Here is a 22,750-nt window from a genome sequence, read left to right on the forward strand (position 1 = left end):
CTAATACTATATTATCCTCGTGGATTTTTTGAGGTGCTACTCACACTGAATTAGCTATAAGGAATTAAGCAAAATGACATCTCCAAGGACATTTAAACCTTCAGGTTCCTCTGATGCCAATTTTTACCGATTATTCGACATATTTGCATTATTCTTAGCTTTTCAATGCGCAGCCTTACTTTACAGTTTTAAACTCACTCCTATTTATGCCGCTTCTGCATTAACTGTTGCACTTAGCTACTTTTACAGTGCTGAGCTGTTTTCTACTTACCGTTCTTGGCGTGCTGGCAAATTTAGAACAATGGTAATTTGTGCATGGGGTAGTGTTTTAATTGCCTTTGCGTTTTTACTGGTTGTTTCTTTTTTATTTAAGTTTACCGAGTCGCTTTCTCGCGTGGGAATCGCGATTTGGTTTATGCTTAGTGTGGCGTATTTATATATTTGGCGCTTAGGGGCTTATTGGTATAAGCGCAACCGTCGCAAATTAGGACTATCACAACGCAATGTGGCCATTATTGGTGCTACAGAGTCTGCTGCTTATTTACATGCTGAAATTGTAAAACACGACGAGCTTGGGTTTAACTTTAAAGGCTTTTACGACGACAGAAACCCAGAACGTTTATTTGAACAACTTGAACAGCAAGGTGTTGAGGGCGGTATACAAAGTGCGGTAGACGCAGCACGCAATGGCGAAATAGATATACTTTACATTGCGCTCCCCATGAAAGCACAAAAACGCATAGCTGATATTTTATTACAGCTAGGTGATACCACCGTCGATGTGCACATAGTGCCAGATTTTTTACTTTCAAATTTAATACATGCTCGCATTGAGCACGTGGGTGATGTAGATACACTAAGTGTGTTTGAAGCCCCATGTATTGGTGCTCACGAATTTATAAAGCGTACAGAAGATATAGTAGTATCAGCTATTATTGTTACCTTAATAACCCCACTATTATTGACTATTGCTGCCGCCATAAAGCTGACATCTAAGGGGCCTATTATATTTAAGCAAGATCGCTATGGCTTAGATGGCCGCAAAATAAAAGTGTGGAAGTTCCGTTCGATGACGGTAACCGAAAACAGCGATGTGGTGACTCAGGCAACTAAAAACGATGCCCGAATAACTCCGTTAGGTGGCTTTTTGCGCCGCACTAGCCTTGACGAACTGCCGCAGTTTATAAATGTTTTAAAAGGCGATATGTCGATTGTTGGCCCAAGGCCACATGCGGTTGCGCATAACGAAGAGTACCGAAAAAAAGTAGAATTTTACATGTTTAGGCATAAAACCAAACCGGGTATTACCGGTTGGGCACAAATTAACGGCTGGCGCGGCGAAACCGATACTTTAGATAAAATGGCCAAGCGAGTTGAATACGACCTACATTACATTAAACATTGGTCTTTATGGTTTGATGTAAAAATAATTTTTATGACAATTTTTAAGGGATTTAAAAGTGAAAATGCGTACTAATACAATTACCACTTTACTTGTCGCGTTGGGCTTAAGTGCACCTGCATTGGCAGTAGAATTAAAGCCAGGCAGTGTAATGACTAAAGACGGCGCCGAGATTACACCTACGCTACAGTTAGGTGTGAGCAGCAACGACAACTTTTTTATGACGCCGTCTGCCACTCAGTCACGTTTAATATGGAATATAGCGCCGAGTTTAAATGCATTAATTGAAGACGGCCCAGACAGTTATAAATTTGACATTGCATCTAGCACGTCGTTTCATAATAAAGACACCACCGATAACTTTACCCAAGTAAATGTGGGCGCTGGTGTGCACAAAGAGTTTACTAGTCAACACCGTTTAGATGTTACTGGTGATGCCGACTGGTTGTACGAGCCACGTGGTGGCGGATTAACTGAAGGCCAGGGCAGCGCACTAGATGAGCTTGTAAATTATCAGCAACAAAACCTAACTGCTCGCTACGAATACGGCGCACAAAGCTCTAAAGCCCAGGTTGCTTTAACAGCGGGTTATTATAACAAAAATTACCAAAATTTTACGGCCATATCGCAGTACCGCGATTACGATAAACCTATGTTGGGTATTATTGGTTATTACAACACCCAAGCTGGTACGCGTGCCTTTTTAGAGGTTAAGCAAGAAAACTACCGTTACGATGTAATTGACTCAAACGGTATTTCACGTGACTCAGACGACGTTAAAGTATTATTAGGTATGGAGTGGGAAGCCACAGCCGTTACCACTGGGTCATTTAAAGTGGGTTATCAAAATAAAGATTTTGAGTCAAACCTGCGCGATAACTTTAGCGGCTTAAGCTGGGAAGGTGCTGTGGTTTGGAAGCCGTTAACTTATTCAACTTTGCAACTAGTTACTAGCCGTGCGGCTAAAGATCCACTTCTTTCAGGCGATTACATTCGAGAAAGTGTTTATGGTGCAACATGGCAACACGATTGGAGCGACTTTTTAAGCTCGGTTGTAAGTGCTAATTATGTTGATCAACAATATTCTGGTAATTTTAACCGTAAAGACAAAGTTAAAAATGCTCGCCTAGGCTTAAATTATTTAGCCAGTAACTTTGGCATGGTAACCGGCTATGTTGATTTTATTGACCGTAATTCAACCCAAGCGGATATTGAATTTGACCGCGTAATTGTTGGCCTTAACTTTACATTTGCATTAAAGGGAAATGAATGAAGGTTAAAATTTTAAGTGGCTTTATATTGTTACTGAGCTTTTGTAGTTTTGCGAACGATTCGCAAAACTACATTTTAGGTGCGGGTGACAAAATAGAAATTAAAGTATTTGGCCAGCCTGATTTAGATGTAACCTCATTGCTTGGTAATAGTGGTGAGATAAACTACCCATTTTTAGGTAAGGTTAAACTTGTGGGTTTAAGTGTTTCGCAAGTTGAGCAAACAATAAGCGAAGGGCTGCAGCCTGATTACTTAGTAAACCCTAATGTGTATGCGCAAGTTATAGAATACCGACCTTTTTATATACATGGTGAAGTTAAAGAGCCAGGTGCATATCCTTACCAACCTGCTATGACGGTAAACCAAGCAATAGCTTTAGCCGGTGGGTTAACTGAACGCGCCTCGGTTGATAAAATATTTATTTTTAAAGAACAAACCAAACAGCAGCAACAAAAAGGTAGTTTAAACAGCCAAATTGCAGCGGGTGACACCATAAAAATAGAACAGCGCTTGTTTTAAGCAGTTTAAGGTAGTAATTAAAAAAATGAATACACACTCTGAAAAACCTAACAACAACGAGGAAGTTATTGATTTAGGTGCTTACCTTAATGTTATTAAGCAAAGTAAATGGAAAATTTTAGGTTTTGCAATTGTAGTGACCTTGCTCACTATAATGGTTGCGTTAACGTTAGTGCCTAAGTATGTAGCCACAGCCACTTTATTGATTGAGTCGGAGCAAACCAAAGCGGTGAGTTTTGACGAAATATATGGCTTAGATTCTACTAAAAAAGAATATTACTTAACTCAATTTGAAGTGATTAAGTCAAACAGTATTGCTCGTGAGGTTATTACTAAACTCAACTTAAAAGAGCATACCGACTTTATTGCTAAACCTTCACTTACAGGTGAGTTAAAAGGCATTGTTAAGCAGCTGTTACCTTTTTTAAATAAAAAAGAAAGCTCAGCTCTTAGCGAAGAAGAGCAAGCAGAGCGAGAAATGTTAGGTTTGCTTGCTGCGTTTAAGTCTCGTTTAACGGTGTCTCCAATTCGTAATACACAATTAGTGCAAGTAAGTTTTGAGTCGAGCGACCCTAAGCTTGCAGCTTTAGTGGCTAATACCGTTGGTGAAGTTTACATAGAAAGCCAAATGCGCGCTAAAATGGGTATTACCCAGCAGGCATCTAGCTGGTTAAATACGCGTTTATCTGAATTGCGTATACAACTAGATAGCTCTGAAGTGCGTTTACAAGCTTACCGAGAAGAACAAAAACTGGTTGATATAGAAGGTATTGCAGGTTTGGTTACCCAAGAGCTTGAGCAAACCTCAAAACAGCTAGTTGATGCGCGTGCGACTAAAAATAACCTAGAAAGCATTAACCGTGTTATTAACGAATATGGTAACGATAACATAGAGCTATTGGGTAGCATGCCTGAAATTACCTCACACCGTGTAATACAAGATGTTAAACGCGAAGTTGTATTGGTTGAACGAAAGGTAAGTGAACTTGCAGAGGTTTATGGCCCTAAACATCCTAAAATGATTTCAGCTATATCTGAGCTTACTACAGTTAAAACTAACCTTAATAAGCAAATTAAAGGCTTAATTACCGGTATTGAAAAAGAGCTTAATAGAACAACGCGTACAGTAAATGCGCTTGAGCGTGATTTAGCTAAAATACGTTCTGAATATCAAGATATTACCCGCAAAGAAACCCAATATAATCAGTTAAAGCGTGAGGTAGAAACAAACCGTAATATTTTCAATACCTTTTTATCTCGCTCTAAAGAAACCGAAGTAACCAGTGACTTTAGTTCTGCAGCAGCGCGCTTTACTGATCGTGCTTACGCACCTAAAGATCCAAGCAAACCTAACAAAAAGTTAATTGTTATTTTAGCCTTTGTAGCTAGTTTTGGGTTTGCAGTGGTAATGACTTTTGTTTTTGATGCCTTAAACGACACTGTTAAAAACAAAAATGATGTCGAAAATAAACTCGCCCAGCGCATGTTAGGGTTATTACCGCATGTTGTAGTGCCTAAAAAGAGCTTTTTCCCGATACATGCTTATTTAGAAGATACCTATCGCCGCTTTGCTGAGTCGGTACGTACCTTCCGTACTAGTTTATTGCTCACCCATTTAGATAGAGCGCATCAGGTTATTGCGGTTACCTCTACCTCCCCAGGGGAAGGTAAAACTACCACCTCTGCTAATCTAGCGATGTCGTTGGCACAAATGGGCAAGGTATTACTGATTGATGCCGATTTACGTAAACCAACATTAGCTAAACGTTTTGATATACCTGTATTTCACCCAGGTTTAAGTAATTTAATGATAGGTACTGAGCAACTAGCTGAGTGTGTTCATATTGATACGCAATCGGGTGTAACTATTATGCCAAGCGGGCAAATACCGTCTAATCCGCTTGAGCTTTTATCAAACCCACGTTTTGCTGAGTTACTTGGCGAGTTAAAAACGCAGTACGATCACATTATTGTTGATACACCGCCTACACAGGCAGTAAGTGATGCATTAGTAATTGCACAAAGTGTTGACTCGGTAGTGTATGTTGTTAAATCCGACATAACTCGTATTAAACCAATTACAGCCGGTCTTGAGCGTTTATTTGAAGTAAAAGCCCATGTTGCTGGTGTGGTACTTAACCAGGTAGATATGAGTAAATCTAAAGATGAGCATAGTCATGGTTACTATGATTATTACGATTACTCACAACAACCAGAAAAGCCTCAAGTGTAATTAAGTAATTTATGATTGATATTCATACGCATATTTTGCCGGGTATTGATGATGGCGCTAAAGATTTAACTGAATCTTTAGCGCTTTTAAAATTGGCTGAAAACGACGGTATTACTCATATAGTTGCAACGCCACATATACATATGGGTCGCTTTAACAATGCGACTGCTCAAATCAAAAACGATTTAGAGAGTTTAAAGCTAGAGGCTCATAAAGAGGGTATTAATGTTAAATTAGCGGCCGCTGCTGAGGTGCGCTTAGACGTAGAACTTATGGCAATGGTGATGGCTAATAAGCTGCCTTTTATTGGTAAAATAGCAGACAAAAATGTGTTGTTATTAGAGTTACCGCATTCACACATGCCACAAGGTTACGATAAGTTTATACAGTGGCTCGCAAAACAAAACACACGCGTTATTATTCCGCACCCTGAGCGTAATCGCGATATTCAGTCAAACCTTTATTATATTCAGCACTTAAAGCAGTTAGGCTGCGACTTTCAATTAACAGCATCGAGCATTGAAGGTGAGTGGGGCGAAAGCGCCCACACTATAGCGTTACAAATGCTAAAAGATGGTTTAGTGAACTATGTTGCCTCTGATGCCCATTCAGTAAAACGTCGACCGCCTATTTTAAGCCAAGCAAGAAATACAGTAGCGCAATTAATAGGTGAAGAGCAGGCTACAGCGCTTTTTGTAACTAACCCGCTGCAACTAACCGAGAGCTTATTTAATGACTAAATTAAACATGGTCAAGGTAGTGCCTGCTGTTATTTTAGCTCTAATAGTGCTTGTAATTGCATATAGCAGCATGCAAAGTATGCGCGCTAATGCATGGTACTTTCATGCGCTTAATATTGTGCAAGAGTCGGATGGTACTTTATCTGGTTCATCGCTTCAAGCTGCAGAAAATGCGATTACGTTAGCTACGAATATGGATCCCGAGCATCCTCATTATTGGCATTTTTTAGCCCATATAAAATTACTAAGCCTCAGTGGTATAGATACCACATCAAGTGAGCAATCAGATAAAGTAAAGCAAACATATCAACAAGCTGAGCAGGCGCTATTAAAGTCGGTTGAGCTTAGACAAACTTGGGCACAAACTTGGATGAGCTTAGCGCAGGTTGTAAGTTATCAAGAGGGGCCAACAGAGCGGGTATACAATTATATTCAGCAAGCCAAAAAAGTAGGCCCATATAAGTTAGATATTCATTTAGGCATTATTCAAATTGCGTTAATGCACTGGAGTGAACTACCACCTACCTACAAAGCCCTTTATGTGAATGAGCTTAAATTAGCTTCTAAATATGGTTATAAATTTTATGATGTGTTTAGTATGGCTGAGCAAATGAACCGTTTGCCAATAGTGTGTTTATCGCTGCAATTTGGTTCTCATTATGAGGCTATCAGAGGCAGCTGGATGTTTAATAAATACTGTGGTTAAAACACGAGCCACGAGCTTCGAGTAACGGGTTTCGGGTAACGGGCCTTGAACCTCGCAGCTCGTCTACTCTGAACTTTAACCTTTTTTGAACCACAGAGAGCACCGAGGCGCTTCGCGCTGCACAGAGAAAAAGCTTCAATTTCGGAAATCTAATAACTAACAACAGTTCTTTAATCTTTTTCTTTAATCACTTTCTCTGTGTGCTCCTATCCTCTGTGGTAAATAAATCACTAAGTTCTTATTGTAATGCCCAGGTCCGGTTGTCCGATCCCCGCAACCAGTTAGCTATCTCCTAAAACCTTTATTTTTGAACCACAGAGAGTACCGAGGCGCTTCGCGCTGCACAGAGAAAAAGCTTCAATTGCGGAAATCTAATAACTAACAACAGTTCTTTAATCTTTGTCTTTAATTACTTTCTCTGTGTTCTCCTCTCCTCTGTGGAAAATAAATCACTAAGTTCTTAATGTAATAATAGGGCTGGGTGAGGGATTAAGCTCGTAACCCGACTCTCGCAGCTCGTTAACTTTCGCCTAGACAAAAAAAGACCCAGAGCTATAAGAACTCTGGGTTATAGAGGGGCTCGTATTTGAGCCCTGCGCTAACTAAAGACACTTTCAGATTCTTAGGGAGAAGAAGAAAGTTATTTAAGTATAGTCAAAAGTGCTAAAAATACACATTTTTGTTCATTTTTTATACTGCAGTAATTACAGTGAGTTACATTTGTTATACACACCTTTATTAGAATTTACGCCCAGTTTATTAACTGCGTATTTTGTACTAAATCTCGTGGTAAAGAGTTTTTAACTTTATTTTTTTGCCATTTCCCTAAGCCAATAGGGCAACCACATAAAGTTAGGATCACCTCGCCGCTGGATTTGGTTACCTCTTCTAGGCGTATATCTTTACCATTAAAGTAATCGTTAGCCTGTTCATTGGTTAATACCAGTACATTACTTTTACACTGCTTACCAAATACGGTGGCAAATTCGTGCGTTAGGCGTACGCCATTTTTATGAATAACGCCTACTTGTATGCCTAATCGCGCATATTTAATTTTGTTTTGTATCGCTTCAAACTCATCAGGAAACAGCCAAAGCTCTTTGTCGCGTTGTTTTAACGTACCTGGCAGGCTTGTTAAACCAAATTGCTTTTTGAGAGAGCTCATAAACTCATCTTGCTGTTTACTGTCAAATTGGTTAAACGGGAATGCCCCTTTTTTCACTTTAATGTTTTGGTTTTCGCAGCTGCTGTGCTTTTTAAATTTGGCAATAAAAAAACCTTCGCTGTCGAACGTTTGCGGCCAAACATGTAAGTAACCCTCGTCTGTAGTGGCTTTTTCAGCGCCAGGGAAAAGGTCATTTAAAGGCTCTGGCGTAATGTATTCGCCAAATTCTTCTAGCAATGCATCACACACTTGTTGGTTTTCGAGTGGGGTTAATGTACAGGTTGAATACACCAATGTGCCGCCAGGTTTAAGTGCGTAAAATGCACTTTTAATCAGATCTTTTTGTACTTGGGCAATGGTAATATTTGACTCGATAGACCAATTTTTTAATGCGTCGCTATCTTTACGTACCGTGCCTTCGCCAGAGCAGGGCGCATCAAGTAAAATGCTGTCGAAGCATTCAAACATGTAATTGCCAAATACCACACCATCAAAATGCGATAGCGCGCAGTTACCTACACCCATACGCTTTAGCGTGGCACTGAGTACTTTTAAACGTGATGACGACAGCTCATTTGCAACTAAAACGCCTTGATTGTCCATTATCGCGGCAAGTTGTGAGGTTTTAGAGCCCGGTGCCGAGGCCATATCGAGCACTGTGTTACTGGTTTTAAGGCTTTGCTTTAGTGCCATTGGCGGCAACATTGAGCTTGCCTCTTGCACGTACATAGCCCCGCTTAAGTGTAAGTCGGTATTACCCAGCGCTAAATTTTGCTCTTCATCGTTTGGGCGCTCTAACCAAAAACCTTCATCGCACCAAGGAATAGCGGTAAGTTGCCAGTTTTTTTGAGCCGCTTGTTGCTTAAACTCTTCAACACTCATTTTTAATGTATTAACGCGAACAGATTTACGCAGTGGACGACGACACGCACTTAAAAAGTCATCTAAGTTTAGGTGCTCGGGTAAATAGGTTTTTACGTCGTTAATAAATGGCTCAGGGATGTAAGTGTTTGCGTCCACGATTTGGCTCATACAGTCAAAATAAAGCAGAATAATAGCATTTTTAACGATTTTTTTCAGTGTTAAAAACGAAATAGTAACCCTTAAAAGGTGTCGACATCTTGTTTAGTAAAACAGCTTAAATACATTTTTTATTATACTTTCGGCTAATAATGTCGACAATGTGGTGGTTTTTCACTCGATTTAAGTGGTTCTAGGGTTGACAGATATAAATAATAAGCACATAGTTAGAGCATAAATTGTCGACAATATAAAAATACTTTATGACACAGCACTTGTTAAATGAAACATCTATCACAACCGCTTCCGATAAAGTGTTTGTAGATATGCGCCGCGAAATTGTAGAGGGCAGCATTGCACAAGGCAGTAAAATATCAGAGCCGGAACTAGCAAAGCGTTACGGTGTAAGCCGTGCAACGCTCAGAGAAGCGCTTAACCGTTTAGAAAGTTGTTATTTAGTTGAGCGTAAAGCCAATATAGGTTGCCGCGTTGTGGCACTTACCGCAGAGCGATTAATTGAAGTATACCAAGTTCGCAGTGCTCTTGAGGGACTTGCATGTAGGTTAGCTGCCGACAATATGGAACCAGATGAAGTGCAAGGCTTGAAACAATTACTTAATCAGCATTTGCAAACTCAGCGTGTTAAAGAAGGTGAGTCGTACTATCAAGAAGCAGGCGACTTAGATTTTCATTACAGAATAATCAAAGGCAGTAAAAACGCGCACTTAATTCATTTGTTATGCCACGACCTGTACCAATTAATAAGAATGTACCGTGTACAAATGGGTATGGTAGGGCCGCGGGTATCTAAAGCGTTTGACGAACACTTAGCCATTATTAACGCGATAGAAAATCATGATGGTGAGCTGGCCGAAATGCTAATGAAGCGCCATATCAGTGCATCACAGGCAAATATCCAAACAAAATTTGATAGATATCAATCAGTACAAGCCACTCAAAATGAAGTGGTTAACTAGGGTCTGTTGACCTTTGCAAATTAAATTTTGAAAGGTCAATAGACCCTAATACATATGTCACAATATTAAAAAATACTAAGTTGCCAAAGAGCAGCCCCGTTCAAAGTTAGGAGAAGGTAATGTCAGCAGGATTAAAATTTAAACAGGCAATTGCAAATAACCACCCGCTACAAGTGGTAGGTACTATTAACGCGTACACCGCGATGATGGCTGAAAAAATGGGCCATCAGGCTATTTATTTATCGGGTGCGGGTGTGGCTAATGCCTCATTTGGTATGCCAGATTTAGGGATGACCAGCCTTGATAACGTGCTTGAAGATATTCGCCGTATTACCGGTGCTAGCGATTTACCTTTGTTAGTGGATGCCGATACAGGTTGGGGCGGGGCGTTTAATATTGCCCGTACTGTTAAAGAAATGACTAAAGCAGGTGCAGCCGGTTTTCATATTGAAGATCAAGTGGCGCAAAAGCGTTGTGGCCATCGCCCTAATAAAGAAATAGTTACCCAAGCTGAAATGGTAGACCGAATTAAAGCGGCGGTTGATGCTAAAACCGATAGCGATTTTTACATTATGGCGCGTACCGATGCGTTTCAAAAAGAAGGCTTAAATGCGGCGATAGACCGTGCAGCAGCTTGTGTTGAAGCCGGTGCCGATGCGATTTTTGCAGAAGCGGTTCATGATCTTGCTGATTATCAAGCATTTACTAAGGCGATTAATGTGCCTATTTTGGCCAATATTACTGAGTTTGGCCAAACCCCAATTTACACCAAAGAGCAACTAAGCGATGTGGGCGTAGAAATGGTGCTTTACCCACTTAGTGCGTTTAGAGCAATGAATAAAGCCGCACTTAACGTGTATTCAGCAATTTTGAATGAAGGTTCTCAACAAAGCCAAATTGAAAACATGCAAACGCGTGCAGAGCTTTACGACTTTTTAGATTATCACTCGTACGAAAACACACTCGATAACCTTTTTTCAGCAAAATCTGACAAATAATAAAAAATTTCAACAGGAGACACATCATGGTAGATAAAGCATTAGGTGGCGCAGGCTTACGTGGCCAAGTAGCAGGACAAACAGCATTATGTACAGTAGGGCAAACAGGCTCAGGTTTAACTTACTGTGGTTACGATATTAGTGAACTGGCTGAAAAAGCGCAGTTTGAAGAAGTGTCGTTTTTACTTTCTCGCGGCGAGCTACCAACATCAAGCGAACTGGCAGAGTACAAAGCTAAACTTAAAAGCTTGCGCGGTTTACCAGAGGCACTAAAAACAGTGCTTGAGAACATTCCTAAAGACGCACATCCAATGGATGTAATGCGCACAGGGTGTTCTATGCTAGGTAACCTTGAAATGGAAAACGACTTTAGCGAAGCAAACGATGCGATTGATCGCATGGTGGCAATTTTCCCAAGTATTATTTGTTACTGGTATCGTTTTACTCATGACGGTGTTCGCATCGAAACACAAACTGATGACGATTCAGTAGGTGCACACTTTTTAACGCTATTACACGATAAAGCGCCAAGTGAATTATTTGCACAAGTAATGAATGTATCACTAATTTTGTACGCAGAGCATGAATTTAATGCCTCTACCTTTACCGGTCGCGTGTGTGCATCAACGCTTTCTGATATTCACTCATGTGTAACTGGCGCAATTGGTACCTTACGTGGTCCACTTCATGGTGGTGCCAACGAAGCCGCCATGGATATGATTGAAGGCTTTAGCAGCGCCGATCAAGCTGAAGACGCGCTAATGGGGATGCTGGAGCGTAAAGATAAAATTATGGGCTTTGGCCACGCAATTTACCGCGAGTCAGATCCACGTAACGTTATTATTAAAAAGTGGTCTGAAAAGTTGGCGGCAGAAGTGGGTGATGAGGTGCTTTACCCGGTATCTGTTCGTTGTGAAGAAGTCATGTGGCGTGAGAAGAAGTTATTCTGTAATGCTGATTTTTTCCATGCATCGGCGTACCACTTTATGAGTATTCCTACTAAGTTATTTACGCCTATCTTCGTAATGAGCCGTGTAACCGGTTGGACAGCGCATGTAAAAGAGCAACGTGCAAATAACCGTATTATTCGCCCAAGTGCTGATTACACCGGGCCAGATGCGCGTAGCTACACGCCAATCGAATCAAGAGGCTAATTAGTTAGCGTTTAAGGTGAGCCTAGCTCACCTTTTATTGTTTATAGCGCTGATGATTACTCATTATAGCGCTTTAGCGTACTCTCCTCCGTCACCAAATTAGCGAATTTATTATGACCATTATTAATAACACCCAATACCGTAAGCCTTTACCAGGCTCAAATGTTGATTACTACGATACCCAAGCCGCCGTCGATGCCATTAAGCCAGGCGCATACGCTACACTACCTTACAGTTCGCGTGTATTTGCCGAAAACTTAGTGCGTCGCTGTGAGCCCGAAATGCTAACCGATGCGCTTAGCCAAATAATTGAGCGTAAACAAGACTTAGATTTTCCGTGGTATCCGGCACGCGTTGTATGTCATGACATTTTAGGCCAAACCGCACTGGTTGATTTAGCGGGCCTGCGTGATGCTATTGCTGCAAAAGGCGGCGATCCTGCAAAAGTAAATCCGGTTGTACCGACTCAACTGATTGTTGACCACTCATTAGCTGTTGAGCACGCAGGTTTTGATCCCGATGCATTTGAAAAAAACCGCGCCATTGAAGATAGACGCAACGATGACCGTTTTCATTTTATAAACTGGACCAAAACAGCGTTTAAAAATATTGATGTGATCCCACCGGGTAATGGCATCATGCATCAAATTAACCTTGAAAAAATGTCGCCGGTGATTCAAAACCGCGATGGCATTGCCTTCCCAGATACCTTAGTAGGTACCGACAGCCATACCCCGCATGTTGATGCATTAGGTGTTATTGCTGTCGGCGTAGGTGGCCTTGAAGCCGAAAGCGTAATGCTTGGGCGCGCATCATATATTCGTTTACCAGATATAGTGGGCGTAGAGCTTACCGGTAAACGCCAGCCTGGCATAACTGCAACCGATATTGTACTGGCGATTACTGAATTTTTACGTGAGCAACGTGTGGTATCGACTTACCTTGAGTTTTACGGTGAAGGGGCTGATGCACTAACCCTGGGTGATAGAGCGACCATTTCGAACATGACCCCAGAATTTGGCGCCACCGCTGCTATGTTCTACATTGACGATAAAACTATTGATTACTTGCGTTTAACAGGCCGTGATGAAGAGCAAATTGCCCTGGTAGAAAACTACGCTAAAACAGCGGGTTTATGGAGTGATAGCTTAAAAACCGCTCAATACGATCGCGTACTTAAATTTGACCTATCAAGTGTAGGGCGCAACATTGCAGGACCTTCAAATCCGCATCGTCGTGTATCTACCAGCGATTTAGCAGCGCAAGGTATTTCGGGTGTTGTTGAGAACGAAGAAGGCTTAATGCCAGATGGCGCCTGTATTATCGCCGCTATTACCAGCTGTACTAATACCAGTAACCCGCGCAATGTAATTGCTGCAGGTTTATTGGCGCGAAATGCAAACGCTAAAGGCTTAATGCGTAAACCGTGGGTTAAAACATCCCTGGCACCGGGCTCTAAAGCAGTGCAATCGTATCTTGAGGACGCAAACTTACTCACTGAACTAGAGCAACTCGGTTTTGGTATTGTTGGTTTTGCCTGTACTACCTGTAATGGCATGAGTGGTGCGTTGGACCCTAAAATTCAACAAGAAGTGATTGATCGCGACCTATATGCAACAGCGGTGCTTTCGGGTAACCGAAATTTTGATGGCCGAATTCATCCGTATGCTAAGCAAGCGTTTTTAGCGTCACCACCTTTAGTAGTTGCTTATGCAATTGCGGGCACCATTCGTTTTGATATAGAAAAAGATATACTCGGTAAAGATCAGCAAGGTAACGATGTAACCTTAAAAGATTTATGGCCATCTGATGAGGAGATAGATGCGGTTATCAAACAAAGCGTAAAACCAGAGCAGTTTAGAAAAGTATACGAGCCAATGTTTAACTTAACTGTTGATTACGGCGAAGATAACGACCCACTTTACGATTGGCGCCCAGAAAGTACATATATTCGCCGCCCACCTTATTGGGAAGGGGCTTTGGCAGGTGAGCGCAGTATGACAGGTATGCGCGCTTTAGCAGTACTTGGCGATAACATTACAACCGATCACTTATCACCTTCTAATGCGATTATGGCAAGCAGCGCGGCAGGTGAATACTTAACTAAAATGAACGTACCAGAAGAAGACTTTAACTCATACGCCACTCACCGAGGCGATCACTTAACCGCACAACGAGCTACATTTGCAAACCCTAAACTATTGAACGAAATGGTATTAGATGAAAACGGAGAAGTGAAGCAAGGCTCGTTCGCACGTATAGAGCCAGAAGGTGAAAACACACGCATGTGGGAAGCAATCGAAACCTACATGCAGCGTAAACAGCCACTCATTATTGTGGCAGGTGCTGATTATGGCCAAGGCTCTTCGCGCGATTGGGCAGCAAAAGGCGTTAGGCTTGCTGGTGTTCAGGTTATTGCAGCCGAAGGGTTTGAACGTATTCACCGTACTAACTTAATTGGTATGGGCGTATTGCCGCTTGAATTTAAACCAGGCACAACGCGTAAAACACTTAATCTAGATGGTAGCGAAAGCTACGACGTGAAGGGCGAACCAACACCAGGTGCAACCCTAGAGCTTGTTATTACGCGTAAAAATGGCGAGGTATTAAACGTACCCATGAAATGTCGACTAGATACGCAAGAAGAGCTCTCTATTTATGCGGCAGGCGGTGTGTTACAACGCTTTGCGCAAGACTTTTTAGAAGCCACGCAAGCATCATAAGGACACACGTTTATGTTTAAACCACAAATTAAAGTGCCTGCGACCTATATGCGTGGTGGCACGAGTAAAGGGGTTTTTTTTAATTTAACCGATTTACCCGCACCTGCCCAAGTGGCAGGTGCGGCGCGCGATAGCTTATTATTGCGCGTTATTGGTAGCCCAGATGCATACGGTAAACAAACCGACGGCATGGGCGGAGCAACCTCAAGTACCAGTAAAACGGTTATTTTGAGTAAGAGTGAACAGCCCGATCACGATGTTGATTATTTATTTGGTCAAGTCGCCATTGATAAAGCGTTTGTTGATTGGAGTGGTAACTGCGGAAACTTAACCTCTGCCGTGGGCGCGTTTGCCATCAGCAATGGTTTAGTTGATAAATCTCGCGTACCGGATAATGGCATTGCTATTGTGCGCGTATGGCAGGCGAACATTAAAAAAAGTATTTTAGTGCATGTACCCATGACCAACGCTCAAGTTCAAGAAACCGGTGACTTTGAGTTAGATGGTGTGACGTTTCCTGCCGCTGAAGTAAAGCTTGAATTTATTGACCCTGCTGATGGTGATGGTGCGCTATTTCCAACAGGCAATGTGGTTGATGATTTAGAAGTACCAGGTGTGGGGACATTAAAAGCAACTATGATCAACGCAGGTATCCCGACTATTTTTGTAAATGCCAGCGATATTGGTTATTCCGGTACTGAGCTACAAGATGATATAAACGCTGATGAAGCCGCACTCACTAAGCTTGAAACCATTCGTGCCTATGGCGCGGTAAAAATGGGACTAATTAGTACTATTAATGAAGCGCAAGCACGCCAACACACACCTAAAGTGGCGTTTGTGGCTGCACCGCTTAATTACAAATCATCAAGTGGTAAGCAGGTTAATGCAAGCGATATAGATTTGTTAGTACGTGCAATGTCAATGGGTAAGTTACACCATGCGATGATGGGCACAGCCGCCGTTGCTATTGGCACAGCAGCCGCAATTGACGGAACATTAGTTAATTTGGCCGCTGGTGGCGGTGCTATTAACGAGGTTAACTTTGGTCACCCATCGGGCACACTTAAAGTAGGTGCCGAGGCGGTTGTTACAAATGGCCAATGGCAAGTGACTAAAGCGAGTATGAGCCGCAGCGCACGTGTATTAATGGAAGGCTGGGTAAGAGCGCCATTTGATTATGACTAACTAGCACCCAAAATACGTACTATAGTAAAATAATAAGCCGCGAACTTAACTTAGTTTGCGGCTTTTTTATTTAGCAATTCAGTAGGTTGTAAAATGTACTTTGTTGAGGGGTGCTCAATAAACAGCAACATTTTTTCTGTTATGTCGGCAAATATTCACTTATATTAAAATGAACATTAGGGTCTGTTGACCTTTCAAGGTTAAATTTGCAGTAGTCTGTTTGGTATTTAGGCAAGGCAGAGCCTATGTGGTGTGGTTATTCCCCATAAATAGGCGATAACGCAGCATCAATGCCAAACAGGCGCTGCCCGAAGGGTTCTGCCTAGGGGCGATTTACTCTTTGTTGCCTAAATGGATGTAGGTAAGGGGCGTGAGCAGGACGCCGAAGCTTTGCTCGGTTTTTACTTATTCTTACATGGATGTAAGCCAGTAGAATAACGCAGGAGCAGTTATCGAGTCCACTAGGTTACAAACCTCGCGCCGCGATTAAACAGCTCCTAGTTTGAACAAATTGTAATCCGCAAAGGTTAACAGACCCTAGCCCGTGTATTTTTTCAATACAGTTTGTACGGAGTACATTAATGGATTTATCAAGGCTAAATGCAGAAAGGTTAATACAAAACTTACAAACCGGTGTGGTGGTGCATTCACCAGACACAGGAATTTTGTATGCAAATCCTGCGGCTTTAAATATTTTACGTTTAACAAAAGAGCAAGCGTTAGGGCGCGACTCGTTTGATAATAAATGGAAATTACTGGATGAATTTCGTCAACCACTGCAGAATTCTCAGTATCCTGTTAGTGTTGTTATTAAAACCCAAAAACCATTGATGAATCTTGAAATAGGTATATGTGACAGCTCAAGCGACGAAATTACATGGGTGCTATGTAACGCTTATCCAGAGTTTGACGAGCAGAATAACATTGCTGAAATAGTCGTCACTTTTATAGATATTACTCATCAAAAACAAGCTATTCCATTTAAAGAAATTGTTGAATTAGCCAGCGACGTTATTTTAGTTACCGAGGCAAGCCCTATTACTAATGATGGCCCTAAAATTGTTTATGCAAACCAATCGTTTACTAAAGTAACGGGTTATCATTTAGATGAAGTTAGAGGTAAAACGCCGCGCATTTTACAAGGCGCTAAAACTCAACAAGCCACACGCGATAAAATTAGGCATGCGCTAGAAAATAAACAGCAAGTATCTGAGCAAATTCTAAATTATAAAAAATCAGGTGAGCCTTATTGGATTGATATGAATATTTTTCCATTAAAAAATGCGTTAGGTGAGGTGGCTTACTATGCAGCGATTGAGCGCGATATTACAAAAATGAAGCAGTATCAAGCACAACTAAAAGATTTAACCATTAAAGATCCGCTTACTAATTTGCTCAACCGAAGAGGGTTTATGGAAACAGCTAAACTTGCACTTGATGAGTGTATTAAAGACAGCCAGCACTTAACCCTTACGATGATAGATATAGACCACTTTAAGCGCATTAACGATCAATTTGGCCACGAAGGCGGAGATAGTGTGTTGCAAAGCATAGCTGCTACGTTTAAATCATTTTGTGACAGTGATGATATTATAGCGCGTTTAGGAGGAGAAGAGTTTTGCATTGTTTCTCCTACCAAATGTGTCAGTACCGTTGTTAAAACCTTAGCAAAGTTGCAAGATCATTTAAAAGATAACCCAGTGCAGTTATCAAGTGGCGGGCAGGTGAGTTATACAATAAGCAGTGGTGTATCAAGTTTGACTTCTGAGTCGTGTTCGCTGCAAGGATTATTAAGAAATGCCGATACAGCACTTTATAATGCAAAAACAACCGGACGGAACCAAACGGTGGTGTTTAACCAAAGCCTTAGACTATGAGTAGATATAACTGAAAACAGGCACGCTCAAATTTAGCTGTCTATGGCTTAATCGAGGTTATAACACTGCTGTTTTTTAGTTTTTATAAAGCGCTCAAATTCATTATTTGCACGCATAATCGCTATTTCTGCGTTGATATCATCTAAGATAAATTGCCAATTAGGCGTACTTTTACTGATTTCATAATACAGGGCTTTGTATTCTATGCTTGGCGTTAATGCAACTAGCGCACTAAGCATCCTCTTTTTTTCTCTAGCTGATAATAGTGATTTATAAATACTGGCTCTTAGCACTTCTAAGTCGGCAACAATAAGCTCAACCCGACCATTTAAAAGCAAATGAATAAGCTGATACTCACTGTTAGCAACAATGGTTTTTATTCCACCTTGTTCAATAAGTTGATCTAATTCTTTACTATTTTTATATGAACGTACCACCCCCATAACCCTGTTTTTTACAGACTCAATACTGCCATCGTAATTTATGCTGTGATCTCTAAGTGCTACAAATGATAAGTCGCCACCAGGAATGGGCTCAGATAACGCCAATAACTGATTACGTGTTTTGGTTAAAATGTTTTCTGACATTACATCGTCACTAATAAAATACTCAGGGAATAAAATATCAGCTTTACCTAATTCAGCTTCACGAACGGCACGCGCCCAAGGGTAAAACTCTATATGTACACCATAGCCGCGTTTTACTAACATGCTTACTGTGAGTTGATATAGCCAGCCCTTATTGCATAAGTGATCGTCTATATAAGGGGGCCAATTAAGTGTAACTAAGCGAAGAACTGTATCGGCTTTTAAATTATAGCCATAGCCGCTTTTGTATTTCTCTCCGGAAAGTGTGATATTTTTATTGTCGACCGTATAGGTTACTGGCGCAGGTTGTGCGTAAGTGAAAAATGATAGTACTAAGGCAGCGATTAAAAATATTCTCATAAGGATAATGCATTTTTATCTTTAATTTTAAGTTTAGTGCGTTATTTGGAATAAACAACTTAAATAGTGAGGTTCTTCTAGTATACAAACAATTAAATATAGCCTTAAAAAGCGATAGCTATTAACATGCAAAGGTAGGTAATTTCACTTTAATACGACATAACAACAAAAAGTCTTTTTACTAGAGGGAATTTTTATGGCTAACAAGCCAATAAGTGAAGACAATCCATTTGCTAATTTATCTGATGTGCAGTGTGAGCAGATCCAAAATTGGTACCAAAAGCATATTTCTTCAACCTTACATTCTTTACTTAAAGGCAGTAAGTCTGGGCAAGTTATTGAGAGTAAGTTAGAAAGTACTTTAAATAAAGCGCTCTCTCAGAGCAAACAGCTTACTACTTATGCTATTGAGGGTAATTCGAGTATTAAATTAAAAAATGCCAGTGTTATGGCTGAGCTTAATGATACCCGTGATTTGTTTTATGGCGCGCAAGTTAAAATAAATAAACTAGAGCAAAAAATAACAACCAGTGCTCAAGAAATACAATTATTAGAGACAGAAAAAAGCGAATTGCAGCTAGAAGTACGTAGCTTAAAGCAACGTTTAAATCACGTACTTTCAAGGCTAGAATCGCAAGGTGTCTCATTCCAAAAAAGCCATTATGTAGGACGTATATTAGTTCAGGCTTTGCGAGCAAGTTTTGAAAATTGGCAGCAAACTCCACAAGGAGAGCCCTTTAAAAATCATGATTTTTACAAGCTTTTCCCGCGTGTTTTGTACTCAAGCTTATTAAAGGAAATAGAAAAACTGCTAGGGGAGCACGATTATAATCAAATCGAGCGTTCACTTAGTGATTTTGTGTTTAAGCAAAAGGGCTCGCCTGTAGAAAATTGGCCAGATGAAGACCCGATTTACGAGACGCGGTTAATTAACCAAAAGCAGTCAGAGCTGTTAATAAAATTACATAGCCAACACCTGCAACGAAAAAACTTTACGTCCTATTTAGAAAAACGCCTTTCTAGTACTGGCTTTACCCATAAACACAGTGATTTATTGATGACTTTAGTTGAGTTTGCGACACACGATGAAAATAGCAAATTTTCTAGTTATTGCCATTAAGTTATTAGTAATGTTATTAGTATTAAAGCAGCACCACTAAATATCATGTTGTTGTAGGCTAAGTATCTTTAATTTGGTTGCTAGGGTATTTTGTGCAAGTGTTTTTTTTACTATTTTATAAAGTGTGTTTACATTAAGTTGGTGTGTAGGGCGAATTAATAATTGGTGTTTATAGGTTTGCGCGACGCGTTCAGAGATAAGCAGCTTTTTTTTACTTTCTGGGTATTTATTCAGGTATTGATTTAAGTAAGAACGGGTAACAATCGCCATATCGATGCGTTTTTTTAATACTAATTCAATACTTTTTTTATGACTGCTCAGTAACGTCATTTTATATTCGTTTTCAAGTATTGAGGGGTTGTTTTCAAAGTTTGCTAGCTGATAGTGATAGCCTAAAATCCCAATGAGGGTTTTATCGTCTAAGTTATCAAACCAAGCTTGTGACTTTGCAAATTGCTTTAAAGCAATAAATACTTCGCTGTCTGTTGCTATCACAGGGGAGTTACTGATTATATGGTTGCCTTGCAGCCACCCCCAGTTTGGATCTTCAAAAAATACCGCATCGAACAAACCTTGCTGATAATCTTTAAAGCGCCGAATAGGTGTGGTGAGCACAAGCTCAAAATGATAGTCAGATTGTATTTTATTAAGTTCGCTAATTAGCTCTACGGTAAGGCCTGAAGCACGGCTGTCAATAATCTCTATGTAGGGAGGAAATTCATAGCCACCCACTTTGACTAGGGTTTTAGCTTGAACTTGCCCAGCAAAAATAAATAGCAATAGTAATGTAATGAGTGCGGCAGACTTCACAGGTAAATCCTTTCCTAGAATACTTTCTGATATTTCATCTTATAAGATAGCCTACTTGTTAACATAGTATTAATTTTCAAGCAATAAATTCTGACTTTGCAACGTGATTAAATGGATGTTACCAAATATTTATTAAGGAAGTTTAGAGCGTGTGCGCTTTTTTGGAGCTTTTTGATGTTGGCGTTGCTTGATGGCGGGTGTTTCCCCAATGTCGGGTGTTTCCCTCAATGTCGGGTGGCCGGCTTCGCCACTTAACCGACCTACGTTCTTAATAATTAACGTAGGTTGGATAAGCCAGAGGCGCCATCCGACGATGTTGGATAATTCAAAGGCGTTATCCTAAGGTATTGAATAACCCAGAGGTATTAGTCGTTTATTATAAGGAGATTTTTTGTGAGATATCGTAGAAATTATCAACCGGGAGGAACGTATTTTTTTTACGGTTAATTTGCAGGATCGTAAAGAGTCATTATTGGTTGAGCATATTGATTTATTGCGTGGGGCTGTGCGCTGGGTAAAAATGCATAAACCATTTTATATTGATGCGTGGGTGGTGTTGCCTGATCATATGCATGCAGTGTTAACTTTACCCGAAGGTGATAGCGATTATTCTGGTCGTTGGCGCGAAATTAAAAAACGTTTTTCTAAAGGCTTGCCTAAAAACGAACATGTATCACTCGCACGCATTAATAAAAATGAACGAGGGATTTGGCAACGCCGTTTTTGGGAGTATACCATTGTTGATGAACGTGATTATTGGCACCATGTAAATTATGTTCATTTTAATCCGCTTAAACATGGTTTGGTTGAACGGGTAGTTGATTGGCCTTATTCAAGCTTTCATAAAGCGGTCGCATCAGGAATGTACAGCCGTAATTGGTGTGGGGAATAATTAATACATTTTATGTCGGGTGTTTCACATACGTTACCAATAATGAACGTAGGTCGGATAAGCCGGAAGCGTCATCCGACGATGTTGGTATTGGTCATTACCTGTGCATGCTTTGCTTTATGTTGGATGGTGTTTAGTGTTGGAATGTTACCTAATTTATGGTGTTTTACCAATGTCGGGTGGCGCGGCTTCGCCACTTAACCGACCTACGTTCTTTTTTTATTGGTACGACTGAGTGGATTCGAACCACCGACCTTTGGAGCGGGTGATTAAGAGTAGGTAGTGCTTTTTCTTGAGGTGTTTTTTTTAATTGGTGCGACTGAGTGGATTCGAACCACCGACCCTTGGATCGGGTGATTAAGAGTAGGTAGTGCTTTTTCTTGAGGTGTTTTTTTGAATTGGTACGACTGAGTGGATTCGAACCACCGACCCTTGGAGCGGGTGATTAAGAGTAGGTAGTGCTTTTTCTTGGGGTGTTTTTTTGAATTGGTACGACTGAGTGGATTCGAACCACCGACCTTTGGAGCGGGTGATTAAGAGTAGGTAGTGCTTTTTCTTGAGGTGTTTTTTGAATTGGTACGACTGAGTGGATTCGAACCACCGACCCCTACCATGTCAAGGTAGTGCTCTAACCAACTGAGCTACAGTCGTACAATATGAAATTCTTAAACTTTAAATACAGCATTTACTCATTTTGGTACGACTGAGTGGATTCGAACCACAGACCTCTGGATCGGGTGATCAAGAGTAGGTAGTGCTTTTTCCTTTATCGTACTTTAAATACAGCATTTACTCATTTTGGTACGACTGAGTGGATTCGAACCACCGACTTCTGGACCGGGTGAACAAGAGTAGGTAGTGCTTTTTCTTTCAACGTACTTTAATTAAATCTTTAAAAATTTGGTACGACTGAGTGGATTCGAACCACCGACCCCTACCATGTCAAGGTAGTGCTCTAACCAACTGAGCTACAGTCGTACTTCTGTATTTAAAAATTGTTAATTGCT

The 22,750-nt window shown here is 40.8% G+C and carries 16 protein-coding genes, 2 tRNA genes and 1 pseudogene; 14 read left to right on the plus strand and 5 right to left on the minus strand.

Going from position 1 to position 22,750, the window contains the following annotated elements; genetic code table 11:
* Positions 1-73 precede the first annotated feature (73 nt).
* Genes PISS_RS06430 through PISS_RS06455 form a run of 6 tightly spaced genes read left to right on the plus strand, consistent with a single transcriptional unit; the run spans position 74 to position 6,872 of the window.
* Positions 74-1,477 carry an undecaprenyl-phosphate glucose phosphotransferase gene (locus tag PISS_RS06430; protein WP_058154480.1) on the plus strand — a complete coding sequence of 468 codons (1,404 nt, stop codon included), beginning with the start codon at positions 74-76 and terminating at the stop codon, positions 1,475-1,477.
* Positions 1,461-2,675, plus strand: a complete 1,215-nt coding sequence (locus PISS_RS06435) for an outer membrane beta-barrel protein (protein ID WP_058154481.1) — start codon at positions 1,461-1,463, stop codon at positions 2,673-2,675. The genes PISS_RS06430 and PISS_RS06435 overlap by 17 nt, the downstream gene beginning before the upstream one ends.
* Positions 2,672-3,193, plus strand: a complete 522-nt coding sequence (locus PISS_RS06440; RefSeq protein WP_058154482.1) for a polysaccharide biosynthesis/export family protein — start codon at positions 2,672-2,674, stop codon at positions 3,191-3,193. The genes PISS_RS06435 and PISS_RS06440 overlap by 4 nt, the downstream gene beginning before the upstream one ends.
* Positions 3,194-3,218: 25 nt before the next feature.
* Complete coding sequence (locus PISS_RS06445) at positions 3,219-5,426, plus strand: GumC family protein (protein WP_058154483.1); 2,208 nt, start codon at positions 3,219-3,221, stop codon at positions 5,424-5,426.
* 11 nt (positions 5,427-5,437) lie between these two features.
* Positions 5,438-6,166 (plus strand): tyrosine-protein phosphatase, encoded by a 729-nt coding sequence (locus PISS_RS06450; RefSeq protein WP_058154484.1) that lies wholly within the window; start codon positions 5,438-5,440, stop codon positions 6,164-6,166.
* Positions 6,159-6,872: a VpsP family polysaccharide biosynthesis protein gene (locus PISS_RS06455; protein WP_058154485.1), complete on the plus strand. Its 714-nt coding sequence runs from the start codon at positions 6,159-6,161 to the stop codon at positions 6,870-6,872. The genes PISS_RS06450 and PISS_RS06455 overlap by 8 nt, the downstream gene beginning before the upstream one ends.
* 745 nt (positions 6,873-7,617) lie before the next feature.
* Here PISS_RS06455 and rsmF read toward each other — a convergent pair.
* Complete coding sequence (rsmF, locus tag PISS_RS06460) at positions 7,618-9,057, minus strand: 16S rRNA (cytosine(1407)-C(5))-methyltransferase RsmF (protein ID WP_058154486.1); 1,440 nt, start codon at positions 9,055-9,057, stop codon at positions 7,618-7,620.
* Between the two features lie 263 nt (positions 9,058-9,320).
* Here rsmF and PISS_RS06465 point away from each other — a divergent pair, with 263 nt between their 5' ends.
* The 6 genes from PISS_RS06465 (at position 9,321) to PISS_RS06490 (ending at position 17,974) form a co-directional block, all read left to right on the plus strand.
* Complete coding sequence (locus PISS_RS06465; RefSeq protein ID WP_058154487.1) at positions 9,321-10,034, plus strand: GntR family transcriptional regulator; 714 nt, start codon at positions 9,321-9,323, stop codon at positions 10,032-10,034.
* Between the two features lie 119 nt (positions 10,035-10,153).
* A complete protein-coding gene (gene prpB, locus PISS_RS06470) occupies positions 10,154-11,032 on the plus strand; it encodes a methylisocitrate lyase (RefSeq protein ID WP_013464731.1) in 879 nt (292 codons plus the stop codon).
* Positions 11,033-11,058: 26 nt separating this feature from the next.
* Complete coding sequence (gene prpC, locus PISS_RS06475) at positions 11,059-12,186, plus strand: bifunctional 2-methylcitrate synthase/citrate synthase (protein ID WP_058154488.1); 1,128 nt, start codon at positions 11,059-11,061, stop codon at positions 12,184-12,186.
* 113 nt (positions 12,187-12,299) lie between these two features.
* Complete coding sequence (gene acnD, locus PISS_RS06480; RefSeq protein ID WP_058154489.1) at positions 12,300-14,909, plus strand: Fe/S-dependent 2-methylisocitrate dehydratase AcnD; 2,610 nt, start codon at positions 12,300-12,302, stop codon at positions 14,907-14,909.
* Between the two features lie 12 nt (positions 14,910-14,921).
* A complete protein-coding gene (gene prpF / locus PISS_RS06485) occupies positions 14,922-16,097 on the plus strand; it encodes a 2-methylaconitate cis-trans isomerase PrpF (RefSeq protein ID WP_016899865.1) in 1,176 nt (391 codons plus the stop codon).
* 581 nt (positions 16,098-16,678) lie between these two features.
* Positions 16,679-17,974, plus strand: coding sequence for a sensor domain-containing diguanylate cyclase (locus PISS_RS06490; RefSeq protein WP_058154490.1), 1,296 nt, complete (start codon positions 16,679-16,681; stop codon positions 17,972-17,974).
* A gap of 47 nt (positions 17,975-18,021) precedes the next feature.
* Here PISS_RS06490 and PISS_RS06495 read toward each other — a convergent pair whose 3' ends face one another.
* Positions 18,022-18,921, minus strand: coding sequence for a substrate-binding periplasmic protein (locus PISS_RS06495; protein ID WP_058154491.1), 900 nt, complete (start codon positions 18,919-18,921; stop codon positions 18,022-18,024).
* A gap of 196 nt (positions 18,922-19,117) precedes the next feature.
* Here PISS_RS06495 and PISS_RS06500 point away from each other — a divergent pair, with 196 nt between their 5' ends.
* Positions 19,118-20,041 carry a V-type ATP synthase subunit I domain-containing protein gene (locus tag PISS_RS06500; protein WP_013464737.1) on the plus strand — a complete coding sequence of 308 codons (924 nt, stop codon included), beginning with the start codon at positions 19,118-19,120 and terminating at the stop codon, positions 20,039-20,041.
* A gap of 36 nt (positions 20,042-20,077) precedes the next feature.
* On the opposite strand, the gene PISS_RS06505 is transcribed toward PISS_RS06500, so the two are convergent.
* Positions 20,078-20,851, minus strand: coding sequence for a type 2 periplasmic-binding domain-containing protein (locus tag PISS_RS06505; protein WP_058154492.1), 774 nt, complete (start codon positions 20,849-20,851; stop codon positions 20,078-20,080).
* Positions 20,852-21,244: 393 nt separating this feature from the next.
* Between PISS_RS06505 and PISS_RS06510 the strand changes: the two are divergent.
* Positions 21,245-21,743 (plus strand): annotated as a pseudogene (locus PISS_RS06510) (REP-associated tyrosine transposase).
* Positions 21,744-22,317: 574 nt separating this feature from the next.
* Here PISS_RS06510 and PISS_RS06515 read toward each other — a convergent pair.
* Both PISS_RS06515 and PISS_RS06520 read right to left on the minus strand, forming a co-directional pair.
* Positions 22,318-22,394: transfer RNA gene (locus PISS_RS06515), tRNA-Val, on the minus strand.
* A gap of 250 nt (positions 22,395-22,644) precedes the next feature.
* Positions 22,645-22,721 (minus strand) — tRNA-Val (locus tag PISS_RS06520).
* Between the last annotated feature and the right edge of the window lie 29 nt (positions 22,722-22,750).

It is taken from the genome of Pseudoalteromonas issachenkonii, assembly GCF_002310795.1.
Taxonomy (GTDB): domain Bacteria; phylum Pseudomonadota; class Gammaproteobacteria; order Enterobacterales; family Alteromonadaceae; genus Pseudoalteromonas; species Pseudoalteromonas tetraodonis.